This is a genomic window from Halovenus amylolytica (assembly GCA_004015825.1).
In the GTDB taxonomy this organism is placed as follows: domain Archaea; phylum Halobacteriota; class Halobacteria; order Halobacteriales; family Haloarculaceae; genus Halovenus; species Halovenus amylolytica.
The window spans coordinates 149,699-167,582 of record SAYS01000001.1 but is presented as its reverse complement, the minus strand read 5'-3'; the positions used below and the strand labels follow the sequence as shown (position 1 = coordinate 167,582).

Sequence of the window (17,884 nt, the reverse complement as noted above, 5' to 3'; positions counted from 1 at the left end):
GCCAGTGAAAAAACGCGCGTCCTTTATATTAGAAGTAACCTAGGTTTTGCTGAACACAGATGTCCGAAACCCGCGCCCGTGTCCGTAACTGTATCTACGACAATCCGGGCATTCACTTCAATGCCGTCGGTCGGAAACTGGACATCGCGACGGGCCAGACACAGTACCACCTCCGGAAACTCACCCGGGCAGAAAAAGTCACGAAAGAAGGCGTCTACGGCAGAACACACTACTTCCCGCCGACGTTCTCGGAGTGGGAACGGGGCGTTATCGCCCTGCTACGCCGGGAGACGAGCCGGGAGATCGTCCTGTTGTTGCTCAGAGCCGCTCCGCTTCCGCCGGCGGAGATCGCCGACAGGCTCGATCTGGCCAGGAGTACAGTCGAGTGGCACCTCTCCCGACTCGTCGAGTACGAGATAGCCGAGAAACGAACGCGAGCGAACGAACTAGTGATTACGCTGACGGAAGACGAAGAGATCTACCGCCTGCTCCGGGAGATCGAGCCCCGGCTGGTGGATCGCGTCGTCGATCGGTTCTCCCGGTTCGCCGACGATCTGCTCGACGGGTGACCGGTGGTCGGGGCCCGTGCTGGCCAGCCGCCAGCGTCAGCTCGGGTCGTCGAAATCCATCTCGAACTGTGTCGGCTTACTCCGGAGGAGTGCATACAGGACGATGGCAGCGATCAGGAAATCGAGGCTGTGTTCAGTGAGATGGTGGACCGGCATCGGAACGACGCCGAAGACAGTCCCAAAGCCGACGATCGTCCGCCAGAAGAGCGCCCCCACAGCGACCATCACGAGGAAATACCGCGTCGAACCGCGCTGTCGGTAGGCGAGTATGCTGATCGCAAACAGTAGTCCGGTCCCGACGCCGGCGAGGGCGATAACACACAGCAAGGGGAGCGATCCCTCGACGCCGGGCCAGGCACTGTCCGACTGGAGGACTGTCCAGACGAGCGATGAGTTCATTCTACCGGGTGTACGAGAGCCACCAGTAAGAACAGCTATGGTACGCCTCTCGGTACGTTAGGAGACGTGAATCGTCATCACCGGGACGGGCGAATCGGTCACGACACGCTGTGCGGTGCTGCCGAGCATGTTCGTCGTGAACTCGTCGGCGCGGGTCCCCATCGTGACGAGATCGATGTCGTGCTCCGTGACGTAGGAGAGAATCTCTTCGGCGGGTTTTCCCTGGCTGATCCGTGTCTCGACGGTGACACCGGCCGCCTCGAGCAGGTCGGTGGCTGCCTGGATCGCTTCTTGTCCCTCTGCTCGCAGATCTTCGAGCACGTCGGCTTTCATCGCTTCGTCGAGTGTGAGAAACGCCTGGTCGTCGATAACGTAGAGAACGTGCGCTGTCGCATCACGCCCCTCGGCAACCGCGAGCGTATGTTCGAGTACTGTTTCGATCGACTGGTCGCCACCAGTCGGAACGAGAATGTCGTCGTACATCGTATGCCTACTCTCAAATCGTCCTCCTACACACACCTTTTGATTTTGTTCTGCTACAGCCCGCGGACGAGTTCGAGTGTCACGTCGCCGTGCTCGACGATGTTACCGCCGTACTCCGCCCTGAAGTCCTCGGCGTCCGCCGACGCCGAGAAGCCGATCAGCGACCCGCCCATCGCGCCCTCGACGTCGCTGTCGACGACGTAGGTCAGTCCCTCGACAGCGCCGAAGGCGTCTGCCCCGAAATGTGCGTCGATGACGGTCGTCCCGGCGTCGGTCTGGACCGCGTACTCGACGGTGGAGTAGTCAGTCGTGTAGATGCCAGCCGGGGACGGGTCGCGTTCGAGCGTGTAGACGTACGTACACCAGGAGCTACAGAATCTTGCGTGGCCGTCCTCCCGGTCGTCGGGGAGATCGTCGGGCGTGTCGTCGAGGTAGTACGCCTGGCCGACCGGTCCTGGATGCATCGTGATACGCATATCACACTGGTCACAGGCCTGATCGTCCTCGATATCGACGGGCTCCGGGACGTTCGTCTCCCCGTCCCCTCCGAGACAGCCCGCGAGGACGACGGCGCTGGCTGTAGCTGCCGAGAGGAACGATCGACGGGACAGTCCATCAGAGACGGTCAGTCGAGAACTCATAGTAACGAAGAGCAGTTCGGAGAGCAAAGTCGGCCTGGTACGGCCGTCGAACGACCGTACCGCCGGAATCGGATAGCGTTATCTATACTCGTCGATCCAGTCACGAAGTTCGTCGGCACCGACGAAACCCTCGGCACGCCGGGCGACTGGCTCGCCGTCGACGAAGAGAACGAGAAGCGGCACACTCTGGACCTGGAACCGATCGAGCAAGACCGGATCGTCGCGCGGGTTGACCGTCGCGACGGTCGCATCTGTCGACTGGGCGAGTACGCCCAGTACGGGCTCCATGCTTTGACAGATCCCACAGCCGTTGGTGTAAAACTCCACGAGGACGGTCCCGGAGCTACCGATCAGTTCGTCGAGGTCGTCCTCGTCAGTCAGGCTGACTGGCCGGTTCGTCTGCGTGTGCTCGGAACTCATCGGCTACAGGTGTCGACACCGAGGACCTGGTAGATCGGACACATCCGCATCGTCCCCGTAGCGATCAGGACGAGCCCGACGACCGCGGCGGCGATTCCAGCCAGCGATACTGTCTCGACGAGTCCGGCGAGAATCGCCACACCGAGGGCGAGCAAAACGAGTCCAGCACCGATACGCACGAGGCGATCCGGTGCGCCAACATTGTTTTCCATGTGCAATACAATGGGGCACAAATATATAAACGTTTGTCATCATCTCAGCAGCTGGGAGCGACTGGAGCGAGCGGAAACGATACTCGTAGATCGCCGGCAGCCGAGGATAAACGACCCCAGAAAACACCAAAATCCGGAAAACGAGCAGTTAGAGGGTTCCAGAGCACACAGTGGAGCGTTCGAACGCGGGGAGATCGGTCCGACCCACCGCCGGATCTACCACCCATTCGACCCGAAATGTGCCGTCGTTAGTATTGTATATTGTGCAAAATACTTTAGCGAGCCTGGCGCGTATATTCGAGTATGACCGAGCCAGTAGTCGTCATCGGCGGTGATGCCGCCGGCATGAGCGCAGCGAGCAAAGTAAAACGGGAAGCGCCCGATACAGAGGTGATCGTCTTCGAGCAGGGGGAGTGGGTCTCCTACGCAGCCTGTGGCATGCCGTACTACATCAAAGGCGACATCGAACACCTGGACGATCTCGTGCAGGTCACTCCCGAGGAGTTCAGAGCGGAGCGGGGGGTCGATCTCCGAACCGGTCACGAGGTCGTCGGCATCGATCCGGACAGTGAGACGGTGACCGTCAGGACCGACAACGAGACGTTCGAGCAGTCCTACGGAACGCTGTTGATCGCGACGGGAGCGAGTGCCGTCGAACCACCGTTTGCTGGGATGGATCTCGACGGTGTGTTCACGCTGCACGACATGGACGAAGCCGGCGAGATCGACCGATATATCGACGAACACGAACCGGAGTCGGCTGCCATCGTCGGCGGTGGCTACGTCGGTATCGAGATGGCCGAGGCCCTCGACGAGCGCGGGCTCGACGTCGCGCTGTACGAGATGCTCCCGCAGGTGCTCGCACCCTTCGGCGAGGCAGTCGGCGAACGCGTCGGCGATCACCTCAGCGAGCAGGGCGTCGATCTCCATCTGGAGACGGCAGTCGACGGATTCAGCGGCGAGCGAGCGGTCGACGCCGTCGAAACCGAGGATGGCCGTCGCCCTGCAGAGCTGGTCGTCGTCGGCGTCGGCGTCGAACCGAACACCAGCCTCGCGGCGGAGGCCGGGATCGAACTCGGCGAAACCGGTGCGATCGCTGTCGACGAGTACGGTCGAACGAACGACGAGAACATCTACGCTGCTGGTGACTGCGCAGAATCGACGAACGTGGTAACCGGCGAACCGGATCACGTCCCGCTCGCACTCACAGCCAACCGCGCCGGCCGTGCGATCGGACAGACGATCACCGGGACGCCACAGCCGGTCGGGGAGATCGCAGGCACCGCCATCGTCAAGGCATTCGATCTCGGCGCAGCCCGGACCGGAGTCCTCGACGAAGAACGTGCTCGCGACGCCGGCTTCGAGCCGGTCTCGGTGACGATCGACACCGCCTCGCGGGCCCACTACTACCCCGGAGCCAGCGAGTTGACGGTGACGCTGGTCGCCGACGAGCCGAGCGGTCGCGTCCTCGGTGCCAGTCTGGTCGGGAGAGAGGGTGCAAAACGGATCGATACGGTGGCGACCGCACTGACTGCAGCGCTGACCGTCGAGGAGTTACAGGGCGCAGATCTCGCGTACGCGCCACCGTATAGCCCAGTGTGGGATCCGATTCTCACGGCAGCGAAAGTGCTCGGCAGCAAACTGGCCGACTGAGCGCCGTCACCGGCGCAGTCGAGTCCACGAGAAACCGACAGGGTTTCACTGCCGCAAGCCATGCCTAACGTAACGAATGAGTCGCGAATATATCGAGGTCCGTGGGGCGGAGGAACACAACCTCAAAGATGTCGACGTGACGGTGCCACGCGAGGAACTGACGGTCGTCACGGGGTTGTCTGGCTCGGGGAAATCGTCGCTGGCCTTCGAGACGATCTACGCCGAGGGACAGCGACGCTACATCGAGTCACTCTCTGCCTACGCCCGGAACTTCCTCGGCCAGATGGACAAACCGCAGGTCGAGAACGTCGAAGGCTTGTCGCCGGCGATCTCGATCGACCAGAAAAACGCCGCCAACAACCCCCGCTCGACCGTCGGGACGGTGACAGAACTCCACGACTACCTCCGACTGCTGTACGCCCGCGTCGGCACCCCACACTGTCCTGAGTGTGGCCGCGAGGTCGACGACCAGAGCGCCCAGGCGATGGTCCGCCGGCTGATGGACGCACCCGAGGGCACACGAGCGAAGATCTGTGCCCCGGTCGTCCGCGACCAGAAAGGCGCCTTCGAGGAGCTGTTCGACGAACTCGTGGGTGAGGGGTACACCCGCGTCGAGGTCGACGGCGAACGATTCGATCTGACTGTCGACAGACCGGATCTCGACAAGAACTACGACCACACCATCGACGTGGTGGTCGACCGGGTGAAGATCAGCGAGGACGAACGCTCCCGGATCACCGACTCCGTCGAGACGGCACTCGAAGAGGCCGACGGCGTGCTGAAAGTGATCTTCCCCGACCCACCGGAGAACCTCGAAGTCGGCGGCGCGAGCGCGCGCTCGACCGGCGATCTCGCCGACGCAGACGACGAGGACGGCGACACAGAGGACAGACTCGTCGTCGAATTCTCCGAGCAGTTGGCCTGCAGCCACTGTCACATCGACATCAGCGAGATCGAAACGCGATCGTTCTCGTTCAACAGCCCACACGGGGCCTGCCCGGAGTGTGAAGGACTGGGCTCGACGAAGGAGGTCAGCGAGGATCTCGTCATCGAGGACCCCTCGAAGCCACTGAAACACGTCTTCGAACCCTGGAGCTACAACCGGACCTACTACTCGCGGCAACTCGACAACGTCGCCGACCACTTCGGTGTCTCACTGGAGACACCGTTCGAGGACCTCGACGAGTCGATTCAACGGCAGTTCCTCTACGGGACCGACAACGTCGTTCACTTCGAGTGGACGACGAAAAACGGCACCCGTGAGAAGACCGAACGGTTCGAGGGCGTCATTCCAAATCTGGAGCGTCGACACGTCGAGACCGACAGCGACCGCGCACGCGAGCATATCGAGGAGTACATGGCCGTAACCACCTGCCCGGCGTGTGAGGGAACCCGACTCAAATCCGAATCGCGGGCGGTGCTCGTGGACGGTACTTCGATCACCGAGGTCAACGAGATGTCCATCGGCGACGCCCTCGAACACTTCGAGGGGCTGGAGGCCAAACTCGACGACCGCGAGCGGAAGATCGCCGAGGAGATCCTCAAGGAGATCCGCGCCCGCCTCGGGTTCATGTGCGAGGTCGGACTCGAATATCTCACGCTCGACCGGGAAGCCTCGACACTGTCGGGTGGTGAGAGCCAGCGGATCCGGCTGGCGACACAGATCGGGAGCGGCCTCGTCGGTGTGCTGTACGTCCTCGACGAGCCCTCGATCGGACTCCACCAGCGCGACAACGACCGCCTCCTGAATACCCTCGAAGAACTGCGCGACCTCGGGAACACGCTCATCGTCGTCGAACACGACACCGAGACGATGCGTCGCGCGGACAACATCATCGACATGGGGCCGGGACCGGGCAAACGCGGCGGCGAGGTCGTCGTCAACGGCTCCTTCGAGGCGCTGACGAACTGCGAGGCGAGTGTCACGGGCGAGTATCTCGCCGGCGAGCGCGTGATTCCAGTGCCAGACGAACGCCGGGAGGCCGACGGCGAGATTACGATCCGTGGCGCACGCCAGCACAACCTCAAAGATCTCGACGTGTCGCTTCCAGTCGGCAACTTCACCGCGATCACTGGCGTCTCGGGGTCGGGCAAGTCGACGCTGATGCACGACGTCCTCTACAAGGGACTCGCCCGGGAGATGAACGACAACACGAGCGTCGATCCGGGCGCGCACGACGCAATCGAGGGGCTCGACAACATCGAGACAGTCAGGCTGATCGACCAGTCACCGATCGGCCGGACGCCGCGGTCGAACCCCGCGACCTACACCAACGTCTTCGACTACGTCCGTGAGCTGTTCGCCCAGACTGATACGGCAAACCAGCGCGGCTACGAGAAAGGACGGTTCTCGTTCAACGTCAAGGGCGGTCGGTGTGAGGCCTGTGGCGGCCAGGGTACGGTCAAGATCGACATGAACTTCCTCTCGGACGTGACTGTCCCCTGCGAGGAGTGTGATGGTGCCCGATACAACGACGAGACGCTCGATGTCACCTTCAAAGGCAAGACGATCGCGGACGTGTTGAACATGAGCGTCGACGAGGCCCACGACTTCTTCGAGAGCCACAGTCAGCTTCGCCGCCGGCTGAAACTGCTCAAGGACGTCGGACTGGGCTACATGCAACTCGGCCAGCCATCGACGACGCTCTCGGGTGGTGAGGCCCAGCGTGTGAAACTCGCAGAGGAGCTGGGCAAGAAGGATACCGGCGAGACGCTGTATCTGCTCGACGAGCCGACGACGGGACTACATCCCGAAGACGAGCGAAAACTCATCGACGTGCTGCATCGACTGACCGACGAGGGCAACACGGTCGTCGTCATCGAACACGAGCTGGATCTGGTGAAAAACGCCGACAATATCGTCGATCTCGGGCCGGAGGGTGGCGAGAAGGGTGGACAGGTCGTCGCAACCGGAACGCCAGAGGCTGTCGCGCGAACCGAGGAGTCCTACACTGGACAGTACCTGCGTGATCTGTTGCCCGACGTCGATTTGGAGGGGCCGCGTGCGGACCGCGAGTTGCCCGCAGAGAAGGGTGAGGCCGATCAGGTCGCCACCGGTGACGACGACTGATCCGCCGGAAACGTCGAACGCGAAGCGTTATTTTGCGAAGTAACTCGTGAAAAAGCCCGAGAAGAAGGAGGCGACAGCGACCGAGAGTAACACCTCGTCAAGATCGTAAGGACCGCCGTCGTCGTCTGCGGTGAGTTTGGTGATTGCGACGCCGATCACGAGCGAGATGATGCCGTTCGAGAGGTCCTGTTTGAGACCCATACACAGTGTTCGGACCGGACGGTAAAAGAACTGCCGTACAGCGAACCGGGAGAGCGGTTCTCGGGCACGCTCTCACGGGTCGTCGAACTGTGGCTGGTCGTCGGGTAGTTGGTCTTCCAGTTCCTGGACGTCCTCTTCGATCTCCTGGATCGGACTGCCAGATGGTCCACCGTGCGAGGAGAGCACCGAGGCATCGAGGCGGGACCGAACGAACGTACTGTCCGCCGACTTGTCTTCGGCGTCCTCGCTCGCTGTGTTCCCGTCAGGGCTCTCGCCGTCAGCAGTATCCGACTCACTGCCGGGTGTGAGCCACGCGATCAGTGCCCGGATCATACGATCATTCTTATTTATAGCTACAAATCCGTTCCGCACGTTCACTATCGCTGAAAATCGGTCGAGAACGCGACGTATCCCGCTTCGTCGATCGCAATCAGTATCAGCCCGCCGTCACGAACGGCGTAGCGGTCGACCCACTCGCCGTGTGCCGACTCGACCGCGTCGGGCGCGTCGACGAGAACATCCGTTGCCCGCCGGTAGCACTTCCGGGCCGCCTCCTCGTCGCTCTGTTCCAGACGCGTCTCGACGAGTCGTTCGAGTGTCCGCAGCATCTCTGCGGGCGCTCCGATCTCATCGAACGTCTCGACTGCGGCCTCGAACTGCTCGCATGCGGCAGTCGTCTCACCGTCGGTCCGTTCGAGCTGTCCGAGTACCACTCTGCTGCGACCGAGCCAGAGTGGATCACCGGAGGCCTCGAACGACGCCGTGGCTCGCTCGACGTACTCGCGTGCTCGGTCCTCGTCACCGCGAGCCAGTGCCAGCCGCGCCCGTTCCAGATCGATCCGGGCGGCCTCGGCGCTGTTGCCCGTCGAGTCGACCAGTTCGAGTGCTCGGTCCAACTGCTCACCTGCCTGCTCGTAGTTCCCCTGCTGTCGTAACAGGACCGACAGCATTCTGCGAGCCTCCGCCTCCCGGTTTACGAGCCCCAGCTGTTCGGCACTGTCTCGCCCCTGCTGCAGATACTCCCAGCTCCGGTCCGCCTCGCCGCGCAGTCGTGCCACGGACCCGAGTTCGATCAGCCCCGAGGCCTCGTCTTTCAGATGACCGAGTTCCCGTTTGATGTCGAGACTCTCTTCGAGATACGTCTCCGCCTGGTCGTACTCGCCACGGATTCGTGCGATGATCGCGAGATTGTTCAGCGACTGGGCCTCGGATTTTCGGTGGCCGATCTCCCGGCTGATCACGAGACACTCCTCGAAGTACTCGACAGCCTGATCGTACTCGCCGCGTCTGATCGCGACTGTTCCGAGATTCTGGAGGCTGTTCGCCTCGCCGCGGCGGTCACCGAGTTGCTGGTAGATCTCGTTACTGCGTTCGAGATACGCCATCGCCCGGTCGTACTCGCCCCATTTGACGACGATATTCGCCAGGTTGAGCAGACAGCCAGCCTCACCGCGTCGGTCACCGATCGCCCGAATCGCAGCCAGACTTTGCTGGTAGTACTCCTCGGCCTGATCGAGCGTCCCCTGCCGGGAGTAGACGAGGCCAATGTTGTTCAGCGTGCGTGCTTCACCGCGGCGGTCGCCGATCTCCTCTTTGATCGCTAGACTGCGCTCGAAGTACTCACGGGCCTGCTCGAGTTCCCCTCGCCTGAACCGGGTGTTTCCGAGATTGCGCAGACTCTCGGCCTCGCCGAACCGGTCGTCGCTCTCCCGGGACCGGTCCAGACTCTGTTCGTAGTACTCCTGGGCCTGTTCGTAGTTGCCGCGGTGGGTGGCAGCCTCCCCGAGCAGGCGAACTGCGTCAGCAACGAAGCCGGGCCGACCGAGACTGGCCGCCAGTTCGCGCTGGCTCTGTGCTGTCGCTTCGAGGCTGTCGTAGTCACCGACTGCCTCGTAGGCCGCCGCCAGCTGCCCCAGGAGTCGACACTGCTCGACTGATTCCGACCCGTCGGTGGCAGCTGTTGCGACATCGATCGCCTCGTCGTACTCACCACGGGCGTTGTGCAGTCTGGCAGCTAACTCCGCGACACGTTTGCTGCGGGGACTCTCGTCGTCCGAGATCCGTTCGCGGACGAACTGGACGTGTCGGCTGGCCTGGTCGTACTCGCCGATGATCGTGTAAATCTCGGCCAGCTGTTCGTTGGCAAGGAGCAGGGCATCGGTGTCGTCGGCCCCGCGCGCCAGATCGATCACCCGGTAGTAGTAGTCGGTCGCCGTCTCGTGTGCGTAGAGATCCATCGCCCGGTCTGCAGCCGTGCGATACCACTCGATTGCACGGTCGTCGTCACCACCGCGCTCGTAATGATACGCGATCGTCGCCGCACGCTGGATTCGCTGCTCTTTTTCGGTCGGCTCGGCCGCACCGGTCCGGCGTTCGAGCTGTCGAGCGATCGTCCGATTGCGTTCTCTCCTGTCGGACGCTGGGAGTCGCGCCGCGAGTGCGTCACCGACGACCTCGTTATGAAAAGCGACGTGCGGTTCGCCGCCGACTGTCGACTGGCGCACCATTCCGCCGACCGATTCCAGAATCGTAGCAGTGCGTTCGGCCGGCTGATCGACGAGATCCTGCAGCAAGGAGACGGGGACGGAGCCGCGGGCGACGGCGATCCACCCCAGTACATCCCGGACCGCGTCTTCGAGTGTTGCGAGCTGTCGCTGGATCGTCTCCTCGACAGCGTCCGGCAGGTCGAACGACTCGACGTCGGTCGGATACCACTGCAGCTGTGGATCGAGCTGGTTCGTTTCGAGCAGTGCCTCCACGGTCGATTCGACGAACAGTGGTGCGCCACCGGTCCGCTCGGAGACGGCATCGACAAAGTCGTCGGGTACGCCGCGGCGATCAAGTACTTTTTCGATGAGTTTTCGCGTGCCCTCTTTATCCAGGCCAGTCAGTTCGAGACACGTCTGCTCGAACGCTGCTGTGGGGTGGATCGGTGCATCTGCGGGCAGTGTCCCCGGCCGGTGGGAGAGGACAACGACGAGCGGCAGGTCGGCCAGTCGCTGACAGAGAAAGCCGAGGTACTGCCAGGTGGCCGCATCGGCGTGGTTGATATCGTCGAACACGAGGAGGCGAGTACCCGACGCCGGTGTCACCTGCTCGGTGATCTCGGTGAACAGCCCCGTCTGCTGGGCCTCGTAGCTTTCGGTATCGTCGACCTGCATGGACGAAGCCGCCAGCACGTCGTCGGCGCCGAGCTGTGCGAGCAGCTCCCGGATCGGTCGATAGGGTTCGGTTTCAGCCCCGCCGGAGCGCATTCGATAGCTGTCCACAGTCTCCGGTGTCTCCGCGACGAATTCGTCGATGAGCGTCGTTTTGCCGGTGCCACCGGGGCCGACGAGACGGACTGTCTCGCCCGCACCGGTCCGCTCGACCCGGTCGAGAACATCCCCGAGCTGGGTCAACTCGTCGGTTCGACCCACGACTCGTTCCCGTTCGACCCGATCCCCCTCGTAGTAGCTCCCGTCAGCAGAACAGGTGGAGAGGATACCGACAACCGAGTGTCCGAGCATCTCGGCAGCCTCCCCGACCGTCAGTTCTCGTCGCTGTGTACCATCAATCAGTTCGATCTCCCGGTCTGAGAGGTGCTCGACAGTCTCTCCGGCCACCCTCCGGCCCTCATCGGTGAGCGTTAGTAACCCGGCATCTGCGGTGGATTCACGGTCGAGCAGTCCCTGCTCGATCAGTGCCTCGACAGCCAGCGCGACCTCGACCTGCCGGCAGAGTCGCTGACCGCTGCCGGTAATTTCGTCCAGAACCGTCGACAGCGTCACACCCTCTCCTGGCCCGGTCTCGGTCACCAGTGTCGCCAACAGCAGCTCCTCGGTCGAGACACTCTCCATACCGGGCACCACTGACCGGATGGTATTGTAATTACTCCCTCCATTTCAGTCTATGAGAATTTATCATGTACGATTACACAGTGACGGTTCACCGGTTACGACACCGTCGACAGGCCACACACGAGGTGGACGTATGTGGGTGATCAATAAAAGTGCGTCTCACAGTGATTGTTGCGAGTCTTTACCACTCTAGCGACGCAAATTCTGTGTACACGCCGTGACACATCGATATCCGTGACTCGGTCACGAAAATAACCGGAACAATCAGTATCAGTCAGGGCCTCGCTGGAGCGTGACGTCGAACCGTGCACCGCCAGTCGCTGATTCGCCGACAGTGATCTCGCCGTCGTAGCTCTCGACGAGTTTCCGGACGATGTACATCCCCAGCCCCGAGTTCGCCGAACTGCCCGTCGAGTAGCCCCGCTCGAAGATTACATCTCGTTTCTCCGCTGGAATTCCCGTCCCATCGTCCTCGACCCGGACAGTCACGGTTTCGGGGTCGACGTCCGTACTGATCCGGAGCAGGTCGGCATTAGAGTGCGACAGGGAGTTCTCGATAAGGTTCGTGAACAGTTCGATGAGCAGCGGGCCAGCGAGCACGGTGACGGCGTCGAGGTCAGTGTCGATGGTCACGCCCTGTTCGGCGCGCAGTGTCTCGTAGCTCTCGACTGCACTGGTGATCGTCACCTCGAGATTCGTGGGTTCCAGCGGGGTCGAGTCGTCGATCCGTTTGAGTTTCCGGACGCTGTGGATGAGTTCGTCGATATCGTAGAGGGCATCGAGTGACCGCCCGACGTAGTCCGCAACCTCTGGGTCGAGGTCCCGTTCGGTAACCAGTTCGAGAAACCCACTCGCGGCCTGCAATCTGTTGCCCAGGTCGTGGCGCAACAGGGAGTGCAGGAACTCGGCCTGTTTCTCGGCTTCTTTCCGCTCGGTGATATCCTTCGCGACACAGACGATACCGGTCGGGACGCCGTTTTCGCCCTCCAGTGTCGACGCCGAGAGACTCATCGGGACTGTCTCCCCGTCGACCCTCGAACAGTAAACCTCTATATCGGTGACCTGGCCGTCCCTGATCAATCGTTCCAGCAACTGATCGATCGACGAGACGGCTGACTGGCTGTCAGACGGCGGCTCGGCCAGCAGGATATCGACCGGTTTCCCTTCGAGTTCCTCGGGATCGTACCCCAGCACCGTTTCGAGCGCCCCACTCGCCATCGTGATCGATCCCCGGTCGTCGAGCCTGATGAGGATATCCGCCATCGCACCCATGACGTTCTGGAGTTCGGAGGTACGGGTTTGGACGCGTTCCTCTATCTCCGCACGCGAGAGAAACTGAAGCTTCTCGCTCCCACCCTCGACGTCCCTGTCATCCATTCTACTGTCTCAATGTAGATTATGCGCTGTGTTATATTTAGTGGCACATTTATCCTCGATTGATTCTACTGTAGATCACGAAGAATCAAGCCTGACGACAGTCACCGTAAAATACCCCAAATTTCATTGTATGATAGATGCGCAGAAACTTATTTTACGTTCCATACTCGCATCTACTGTATGGTCTCGCTGCCCACAGACATTCTCCTCGGCCTCTATCTCGGCGCACTCGTCGGTATTATCCCGGCGCTTGGCGTCTGGGCGGCGAGTTTTGGCTTCCGGTACGGTCAGGAACTATCCCTCCCGCGTGCGAGCGCGGTCGGTCTGGGAGTCGTCCTCGCTGCACTGACCGGCGGACTCCTGTCGGTCGTCGGCGAATCCATCGTCGACTCTGCCGGCCCGGTTCGGGCAACACTCGCAACCCTCCTCGTGGTCGGGCTGTCGATGTCCGCCCACACGAGAGGTGACAGGATGGCCGCGGAGTTCCCCCGAGAGCTCTCGATTGCAGATCTCGGCGGCACCACGATCGACAAAGGGAGAGCCGATCTGACCAAGGACGAAAGCGAGCTCCGGATCCGCTTCGTCGGCGAGATCGGCGACGTCGAGGGGTATCCCTCGATGCCGGCGACGCTGCGCGAGGAGATCCGGAACGCGGAGATCGAACTGCCGGCCGATCTTCGGATCGACGAACTCGAACGCAGAGTCGAGGACCGACTCGAACTGACCTACGATCTGGCGAGCGTCTCGGTGGATATCGACGACAGAGGGCGTGCGCGTGTCGACGCCGCGCCGCCGTTTTCCGGTCTCTCGAAACGAGTCGGGAGCGGTCGCCACGCCGTGACCGTCTCGGGACTCGTCCCGACCGGCGTCGCACGCGGCGACGAGGTGACCGTCATCACGCCGAGTGCACAGGTCCGCGGGACGGTCGTCAGCGCACAGACCGAGAGTGAGAGCGCCCGCGGGACGGAGCCGACGATCGAACCGCGTTCTGATGCCGAACCGGCCGACGGCGACGAACCCGGCCATGTTCGTGCGCCGACGACGACCGGTGGCCGCGGCGAGGTGACCGTCGCCGTCACACGGACCGACGTCCAGCCGCTGCTGGAAGCGAGCGGGGCGAAGATCGTCGTCGAGTCACGTGATCTCGACAGGGAGTACGAGGTCGTCTCGATGCTTCGCCGCGTCGGCCACCAGATCCAGCGCGTCGGCGTCAGCGCCGACGGCCAGCTCGACGGGGCGACACTCGGTACTGCCGGCCTCCAGGAGCATCACGACGTCGCAGTGCTGGCAGTGCGGAAACCGGGCGGCTGGCTGATTGCACCGCGTGGCGAAACGAGACTCGAGGCCGGCGACGAACTGTTCGCCGCCGGCACACGGCCGAATCTGGAGGGGTTCGCAACCACTGTCGCATGAGAGAACTATCGATCCCACAGCCGGCTGTCGGAGGTGACCGACAGTGCTGACAGTTCCCCTCACGATCTCTTCGACGGTCCAGCAGGCTGCAGGCATCCTGACACAGCTGTTCGGGCTGGCAGCGCTGGCGGGTGTACTCGGTGGCGGGCTGGCAGTCGGCTACCGGTGGTACACGGGCAGTCGCGTCCCGCAGTGGTTGACTATCCTCGTCGGCACTGCTGGTGTGGCGCTGTATCTCGGGACGACCGCCGCCCTCGAAGAAGTTATCCGGTCGGATGTCCAGCCGACCGAGGTCGAAATCGTCCTGTTCAACCTGACAGCGTTGCTCGCCGGGGGTGGCGGCGCAGCGCTCGGGAGAGTCGTCGGCGACCGCTTCAGCACTGACGTGTTGCTGTGGTCACCGACACAGGACGCCGACGACGTCGGCCGACTGGCACAGACTGTCGGTCGGGTTACGGCCGTCCAGCTTCCGACGGCGATCGACGACGCCGCTGGCTACGATCCGATCCCCGAGCGCAGGAAAGAGCGCCTGGCGGGCAAACGGCTCGTCTTCCCACGCGGGCTCACGGTCGACGAACTCGATCAGCGGCTCACCGAACGGCTCAAATCCGACTACGCCGTCGGAACGGTGGACATCGAGTTCGACGACAACGGGGCAATCACCCATCTCGCGGTCGGTACCCGCGCGGCCGGCATCGGTTCGACGCTGCCGCCGGCGACGAACGCCGTCGCCGTCCGGGCAGATCCCGGCTTCTCGGCGAGTACGGGTGATATCGTCCAGCTCTGGACACGTGATCCGCCGCGGCGAGTGCTCACCGGTGAGTTGCGCGGTGTCGCCGACGACGTCGTGACGATCGCCGTCGACGCCGGGGACACACCGAGAGTCGACCCGACACAGCGGTACCGGCTCGTGACGCTGCCGGTCAACGACCGGCCCGACCGCGAGTTCGCCTCGCTGCTCCGGGCGGCCGAGGAGACGTTCAGTTCGGTCACCGTCGAGGCCGGTAGCCCATTGCACGGGCTCCCTGTCGGCGCGCTCGATCTGACGATCACCGCGATCAGAGCCGAGGACGGCGAGCCAGTGCCCTTCCCGGAGCCGACCTACCGGCTCGCGCCAGGGGATCTCCTCTTCGTCATCGCGCGGCCGGCCGGGCTTCGCAGACTGGAACGTGGTGCACAGCCACTCGATCCGTCGCTGGCCAGCAGTTCGCTGCCGGCCGACGACAGCGAACCTGCAGAAGGAATCACGACCGCCGACGAGTCGGAGACGGAACGCGAGGAGCCGACCGGTGAAGACGGACTGCCAGCCAGTCACGAGCAGTCCGAGGGAGACGGGGCGACTGACGGCGCGTCCGCCGGCGACGAGAGCGACTCGGCGATCCAGGGGAAAGCAGACGCCGACTCCTTCGACGAGATCAAAGCCCAGTTCGAGGCGACCGACAGCCAGGCCGCAGCTGGGACCGAGCAGGAGACAGAAGCGGAAGACGAACCGAGAGAGGCCATCGCAGAAGACAGTCAGGGATCGACCGAAATTAGTGCGGATAGCGAGGGCAGATCGGAACCGTCCTTCGACGATCTCAAATCCGAGTTCGACTCGGGCGAGGCCGACTGGGGCGAGACAGCGGAGAGCACGAACGAGACGATAGAGACAGCGGAGAGCACGAACGAGACGGCAGAGACAGCGGAGAGGACGGACGACGAGACAGACGAACCCGACGTGGAGATCGCGTTCAGCGACGAGAGTGGCCCCGGTAGTGAAGACGAACCAGCAGATGCAGCGACTGACAGCCCCGACGAAGCCGACGAGTCCGACGACGGGCTGGTCAGCCTCGAAGAGGCCGACATCACGTTCGAGGACGAACAGTCGGACGACAACGAGCCCGACGAGTCGCCAGCCGCCGAGAACAGTGCAGGAACACTCGGTGATCTCGACATCGACGACGATCTGCGAGGCGACGAGGGAGACACTGTCTCCGACGATATCGGAAATCTGGAGTTCGAGGAAGAGGACTCCGAGGAGTTCGGTGAGCTTGGCTTCGAAGACGAGGAGGAGCCATTCGATACGGTCGACGACTCCGACGAGGACGACGCGGAGTCCGACGAAGATGACCAGGACGACGAAGACGACGAGGATGACGACAGTGGTAGCTCCGGCGGCGGGAGTTCCTTCGCAGATCTGAAAGCGGAGTTCGAATCCGGCGAGGCTGACTGGGAGGACGATATCTCCGACAGCCCTGGCGGCGACATGCGCCTCGACGAGTAATTCTCTTTGCGCTGGGCGACGGAGTGGCTGTTATGCGGTGGAAACTGTTCGCGACACTCTCGGAAACCGCCGGCGACAGCGAGATCGAAACCTCGGTCGACGCCGAGGAGCCGACGCTTCGTGACGCCTTCGACGCATTGCTCGTGGCACACCCCGAACTGGAGTCTGCGGTCCTCGACGACGATGGCTCGCTACAGGATCATCTCCGCGTACTCTGTGACGGCGAGGATCCGTTCCGCGCGCTGGAGGGGTGGGAGACGACCCTCTCGAACGTGGAGGAGCTGGCACTGTTTCCGCCGGTTTCCGGCGGGTAGCTACAGCCACTCCGCGTCCGGGTCGATGTATCCGTCCGGTTTCTCGCCTGCGAGTACGGCCAGGATGTCGGTGGCCATGTGTTCGTTGAGATCGGTCACCGACTGCTCGGAGTAAAACGCCGAGTGTGGCGTGACGAGCACGTCGTCGCGTTCGATCAGCGGGGACTCCTCGGGTGGTTCCTCTTCGAGGACGTCTACCCCGGCAGCGGCGATCTGGCCGGTATCGAGCGCCCACGCGAGTGCCTCTTCTTTGACGATTGGCCCACGGCCGGCGTTGACCAGCACACCGGTCGAACTCATCTGCTGGAACACCTCACGGTCGAAGAGGTGGTGTGTCTCCTCCGTCAGCGGGGCGTGAATCGAGATGTGGTCGGCCACATCGAGCATCTCCCAGAAAGAGACTTTCTCGACGCCGTACTCGGCCATCTCCTCGGCATCGACGTAGGGATCGGCGGCGACGAGATCACAGCCGAAGCCAGCGAGCTTTTCGGCGGTCCGCTGGGCAATCCCGCCGAAAGAGTGGAATCCCACAGTCTGGGTACCGAGTCGCTGTATCGGCTGGCCCGCCGTCCAGTCCCAGCCGCCGACTTCGACCGACCGGTCGTAGGCCTCCATCCGCCGGAGCGAGGCGAGAAGCAACGAGACGGCGTGTGTCGAGACCTCTTCTGTACAGTAGTTTGGGACGTTGACCACGGTCACATCGTGGTCGTTCGCCGCAGAGATATCGATGTTGTCGACACCCGCGCCGGCGCGAGCGACGACTGCCAGCTCCGGACACTGTTCGAATACCTCGGCTGGCACCGGGATGCTCACGTCGACAATAAGGGCGTACGCGTCGGCCGCAGCCTCGATAACTCGATCGGTGGTCGAAAGATCAGTCGAACGGACAGTGTGATCCGAACCGAGAATAGATTCGAGTGTCTCGGTACGAATCCGGGGGTCACCATTCGTAACTACATCTACCATTATGTATCGGTAGTAGTCGGCTCCTAATGAATAGGCTGAGCGATTATCAGTAGATGGGAGCAGC

General features: G+C 62.6%; 16 protein-coding genes. 6 read left to right on the top strand and 10 right to left on the bottom strand.

Features of this window, described 5'->3' with window-relative positions; genetic code table 11:
• The first annotated feature begins 59 nt into the window (after nt 1-59).
• Nucleotides 60-569: a winged helix-turn-helix transcriptional regulator gene (locus EOW68_RS02840; protein ID WP_128223663.1), complete on the top strand. Its 510-nt coding sequence runs from the start codon at nt 60-62 to the stop codon at nt 567-569.
• Between the two features lie 36 nt (nt 570-605).
• Here the strand turns inward: EOW68_RS02840 and EOW68_RS02835 are convergent, their stop codons facing one another.
• The 5 genes from EOW68_RS02835 to EOW68_RS02815 all read right to left on the bottom strand — a co-directional run bounded on the left by EOW68_RS02835 (nt 606) and on the right by EOW68_RS02815 (nt 2,724).
• Nucleotides 606-968 carry a DUF7471 family protein gene (locus tag EOW68_RS02835; protein WP_128223662.1) on the bottom strand — a complete coding sequence of 121 codons (363 nt, stop codon included), beginning with the start codon at nt 966-968 and terminating at the stop codon, nt 606-608.
• A gap of 57 nt (nt 969-1,025) precedes the next feature.
• Complete coding sequence (locus EOW68_RS02830; protein WP_128223661.1) at nt 1,026-1,451, bottom strand: universal stress protein; 426 nt, start codon at nt 1,449-1,451, stop codon at nt 1,026-1,028.
• A 53-nt stretch (nt 1,452-1,504) separates the two neighbouring features.
• Nucleotides 1,505-2,092 carry a nitrous oxide reductase accessory protein NosL gene (locus tag EOW68_RS02825; protein ID WP_128223660.1) on the bottom strand — a complete coding sequence of 196 codons (588 nt, stop codon included), beginning with the start codon at nt 2,090-2,092 and terminating at the stop codon, nt 1,505-1,507.
• Nucleotides 2,093-2,170: 78 nt separating this feature from the next.
• Nucleotides 2,171-2,512: a thioredoxin family protein gene (locus EOW68_RS02820; protein WP_128223659.1), complete on the bottom strand. Its 342-nt coding sequence runs from the start codon at nt 2,510-2,512 to the stop codon at nt 2,171-2,173.
• Nucleotides 2,509-2,724 carry a YgaP family membrane protein gene (locus EOW68_RS02815; protein WP_128223658.1) on the bottom strand — a complete coding sequence of 72 codons (216 nt, stop codon included), beginning with the start codon at nt 2,722-2,724 and terminating at the stop codon, nt 2,509-2,511. Before EOW68_RS02815 ends, EOW68_RS02820 begins: the two co-directional genes overlap by 4 nt.
• Before the next feature lie 303 nt (nt 2,725-3,027).
• On the opposite strand from EOW68_RS02815, the gene EOW68_RS02810 reads away from it, so the two are divergent.
• Together EOW68_RS02810 and uvrA are read left to right on the top strand one after the other, a co-directional pair.
• Nucleotides 3,028-4,377: an FAD-dependent oxidoreductase gene (locus EOW68_RS02810; protein WP_128223657.1), complete on the top strand. Its 1,350-nt coding sequence runs from the start codon at nt 3,028-3,030 to the stop codon at nt 4,375-4,377.
• Between the two features lie 76 nt (nt 4,378-4,453).
• Nucleotides 4,454-7,447, top strand: a complete 2,994-nt coding sequence (gene uvrA / locus EOW68_RS02805; protein WP_128223656.1) for an excinuclease ABC subunit UvrA — start codon at nt 4,454-4,456, stop codon at nt 7,445-7,447.
• 27 nt (nt 7,448-7,474) lie between these two features.
• Here uvrA and EOW68_RS18390 read toward each other — a convergent pair whose 3' ends face one another.
• From EOW68_RS18390 to EOW68_RS02790, 4 genes are all read right to left on the bottom strand, one after another.
• The gene (locus EOW68_RS18390; RefSeq protein WP_431358708.1) at nt 7,475-7,648 is read right to left on the bottom strand and encodes a hypothetical protein; all 174 of its coding nucleotides are present in this window, start codon (nt 7,646-7,648) and stop codon (nt 7,475-7,477) included.
• Between the two features lie 72 nt (nt 7,649-7,720).
• Complete coding sequence (locus EOW68_RS02800) at nt 7,721-7,981, bottom strand: hypothetical protein (protein ID WP_128223655.1); 261 nt, start codon at nt 7,979-7,981, stop codon at nt 7,721-7,723.
• 44 nt (nt 7,982-8,025) lie between these two features.
• The gene (locus EOW68_RS02795; RefSeq protein WP_128223654.1) at nt 8,026-11,487 is read right to left on the bottom strand and encodes a tetratricopeptide repeat protein; all 3,462 of its coding nucleotides are present in this window, start codon (nt 11,485-11,487) and stop codon (nt 8,026-8,028) included.
• 270 nt (nt 11,488-11,757) lie between these two features.
• On the bottom strand, nt 11,758-12,864 hold the full coding sequence (locus EOW68_RS02790; RefSeq protein ID WP_128223653.1) for an ATP-binding protein: 1,107 nt from the start codon (nt 12,862-12,864) through the stop codon (nt 11,758-11,760).
• 180 nt (nt 12,865-13,044) lie between these two features.
• Between EOW68_RS02790 and EOW68_RS02785 the strand changes: the two genes are divergently transcribed.
• Genes EOW68_RS02785 through EOW68_RS02775 form a run of 3 tightly spaced genes read left to right on the top strand, consistent with a single transcriptional unit; the run spans nt 13,045 to nt 16,854 of the window.
• Entirely contained in the window at nt 13,045-14,277 is a 1,233-nt protein-coding gene (locus EOW68_RS02785; protein ID WP_128223652.1) for a potassium channel family protein, read from the top strand.
• Between the two features lie 43 nt (nt 14,278-14,320).
• A complete protein-coding gene (locus EOW68_RS02780; protein WP_128223651.1) occupies nt 14,321-16,540 on the top strand; it encodes a DUF8167 domain-containing protein in 2,220 nt (739 codons plus the stop codon).
• Between the two features lie 32 nt (nt 16,541-16,572).
• Entirely contained in the window at nt 16,573-16,854 is a 282-nt protein-coding gene (locus tag EOW68_RS02775; RefSeq protein WP_128223650.1) for a ubiquitin-like small modifier protein 1, read from the top strand.
• Here the strand turns inward: EOW68_RS02775 and EOW68_RS02770 are convergent, their stop codons facing one another.
• Nucleotides 16,855-17,820 (bottom strand): C-terminal binding protein, encoded by a 966-nt coding sequence (locus EOW68_RS02770; RefSeq protein ID WP_128223649.1) that lies wholly within the window; start codon nt 17,818-17,820, stop codon nt 16,855-16,857.
• Nucleotides 17,821-17,884 lie beyond the last annotated feature (64 nt).

Bases quoted from the DNA above. Each gene is read 5' to 3' on its own strand.
- EOW68_RS02825 (WP_128223660.1), bottom strand. From the start codon at position 2,092: ATGAGTTCTCGACTGACCGTCTCTGATGGACTGTCCCGTCGATCGTTC.
- EOW68_RS02790 (WP_128223653.1), bottom strand. From the start codon at position 12,864: ATGGATGACAGGGACGTCGAGGGTGGGAGCGAGAAGCTTCAGTTTCTC.
- EOW68_RS02815 (WP_128223658.1), bottom strand. From the start codon at position 2,724: ATGGAAAACAATGTTGGCGCACCGGATCGCCTCGTGCGTATCGGTGCT.
- EOW68_RS02810 (WP_128223657.1), top strand. From the start codon at position 3,028: ATGACCGAGCCAGTAGTCGTCATCGGCGGTGATGCCGCCGGCATGAGC.
- uvrA (WP_128223656.1), top strand. From the start codon at position 4,454: ATGAGTCGCGAATATATCGAGGTCCGTGGGGCGGAGGAACACAACCTC.
- EOW68_RS02795 (WP_128223654.1), bottom strand. From the start codon at position 11,487: ATGGAGAGTGTCTCGACCGAGGAGCTGCTGTTGGCGACACTGGTGACC.
- EOW68_RS02830 (WP_128223661.1), bottom strand. From the start codon at position 1,451: ATGTACGACGACATTCTCGTTCCGACTGGTGGCGACCAGTCGATCGAA.
- EOW68_RS02800 (WP_128223655.1), bottom strand. From the start codon at position 7,981: ATGATCCGGGCACTGATCGCGTGGCTCACACCCGGCAGTGAGTCGGAT.
- EOW68_RS02770 (WP_128223649.1), bottom strand. From the start codon at position 17,820: ATGGTAGATGTAGTTACGAATGGTGACCCCCGGATTCGTACCGAGACA.
- EOW68_RS18390 (WP_431358708.1), bottom strand. From the start codon at position 7,648: ATGGGTCTCAAACAGGACCTCTCGAACGGCATCATCTCGCTCGTGATC.
- EOW68_RS02785 (WP_128223652.1), top strand. From the start codon at position 13,045: ATGGTCTCGCTGCCCACAGACATTCTCCTCGGCCTCTATCTCGGCGCA.
- EOW68_RS02840 (WP_128223663.1), top strand. From the start codon at position 60: ATGTCCGAAACCCGCGCCCGTGTCCGTAACTGTATCTACGACAATCCG.
- EOW68_RS02835 (WP_128223662.1), bottom strand. From the start codon at position 968: ATGAACTCATCGCTCGTCTGGACAGTCCTCCAGTCGGACAGTGCCTGG.
- EOW68_RS02820 (WP_128223659.1), bottom strand. From the start codon at position 2,512: ATGAGTTCCGAGCACACGCAGACGAACCGGCCAGTCAGCCTGACTGAC.
- EOW68_RS02775 (WP_128223650.1), top strand. From the start codon at position 16,573: ATGCGGTGGAAACTGTTCGCGACACTCTCGGAAACCGCCGGCGACAGC.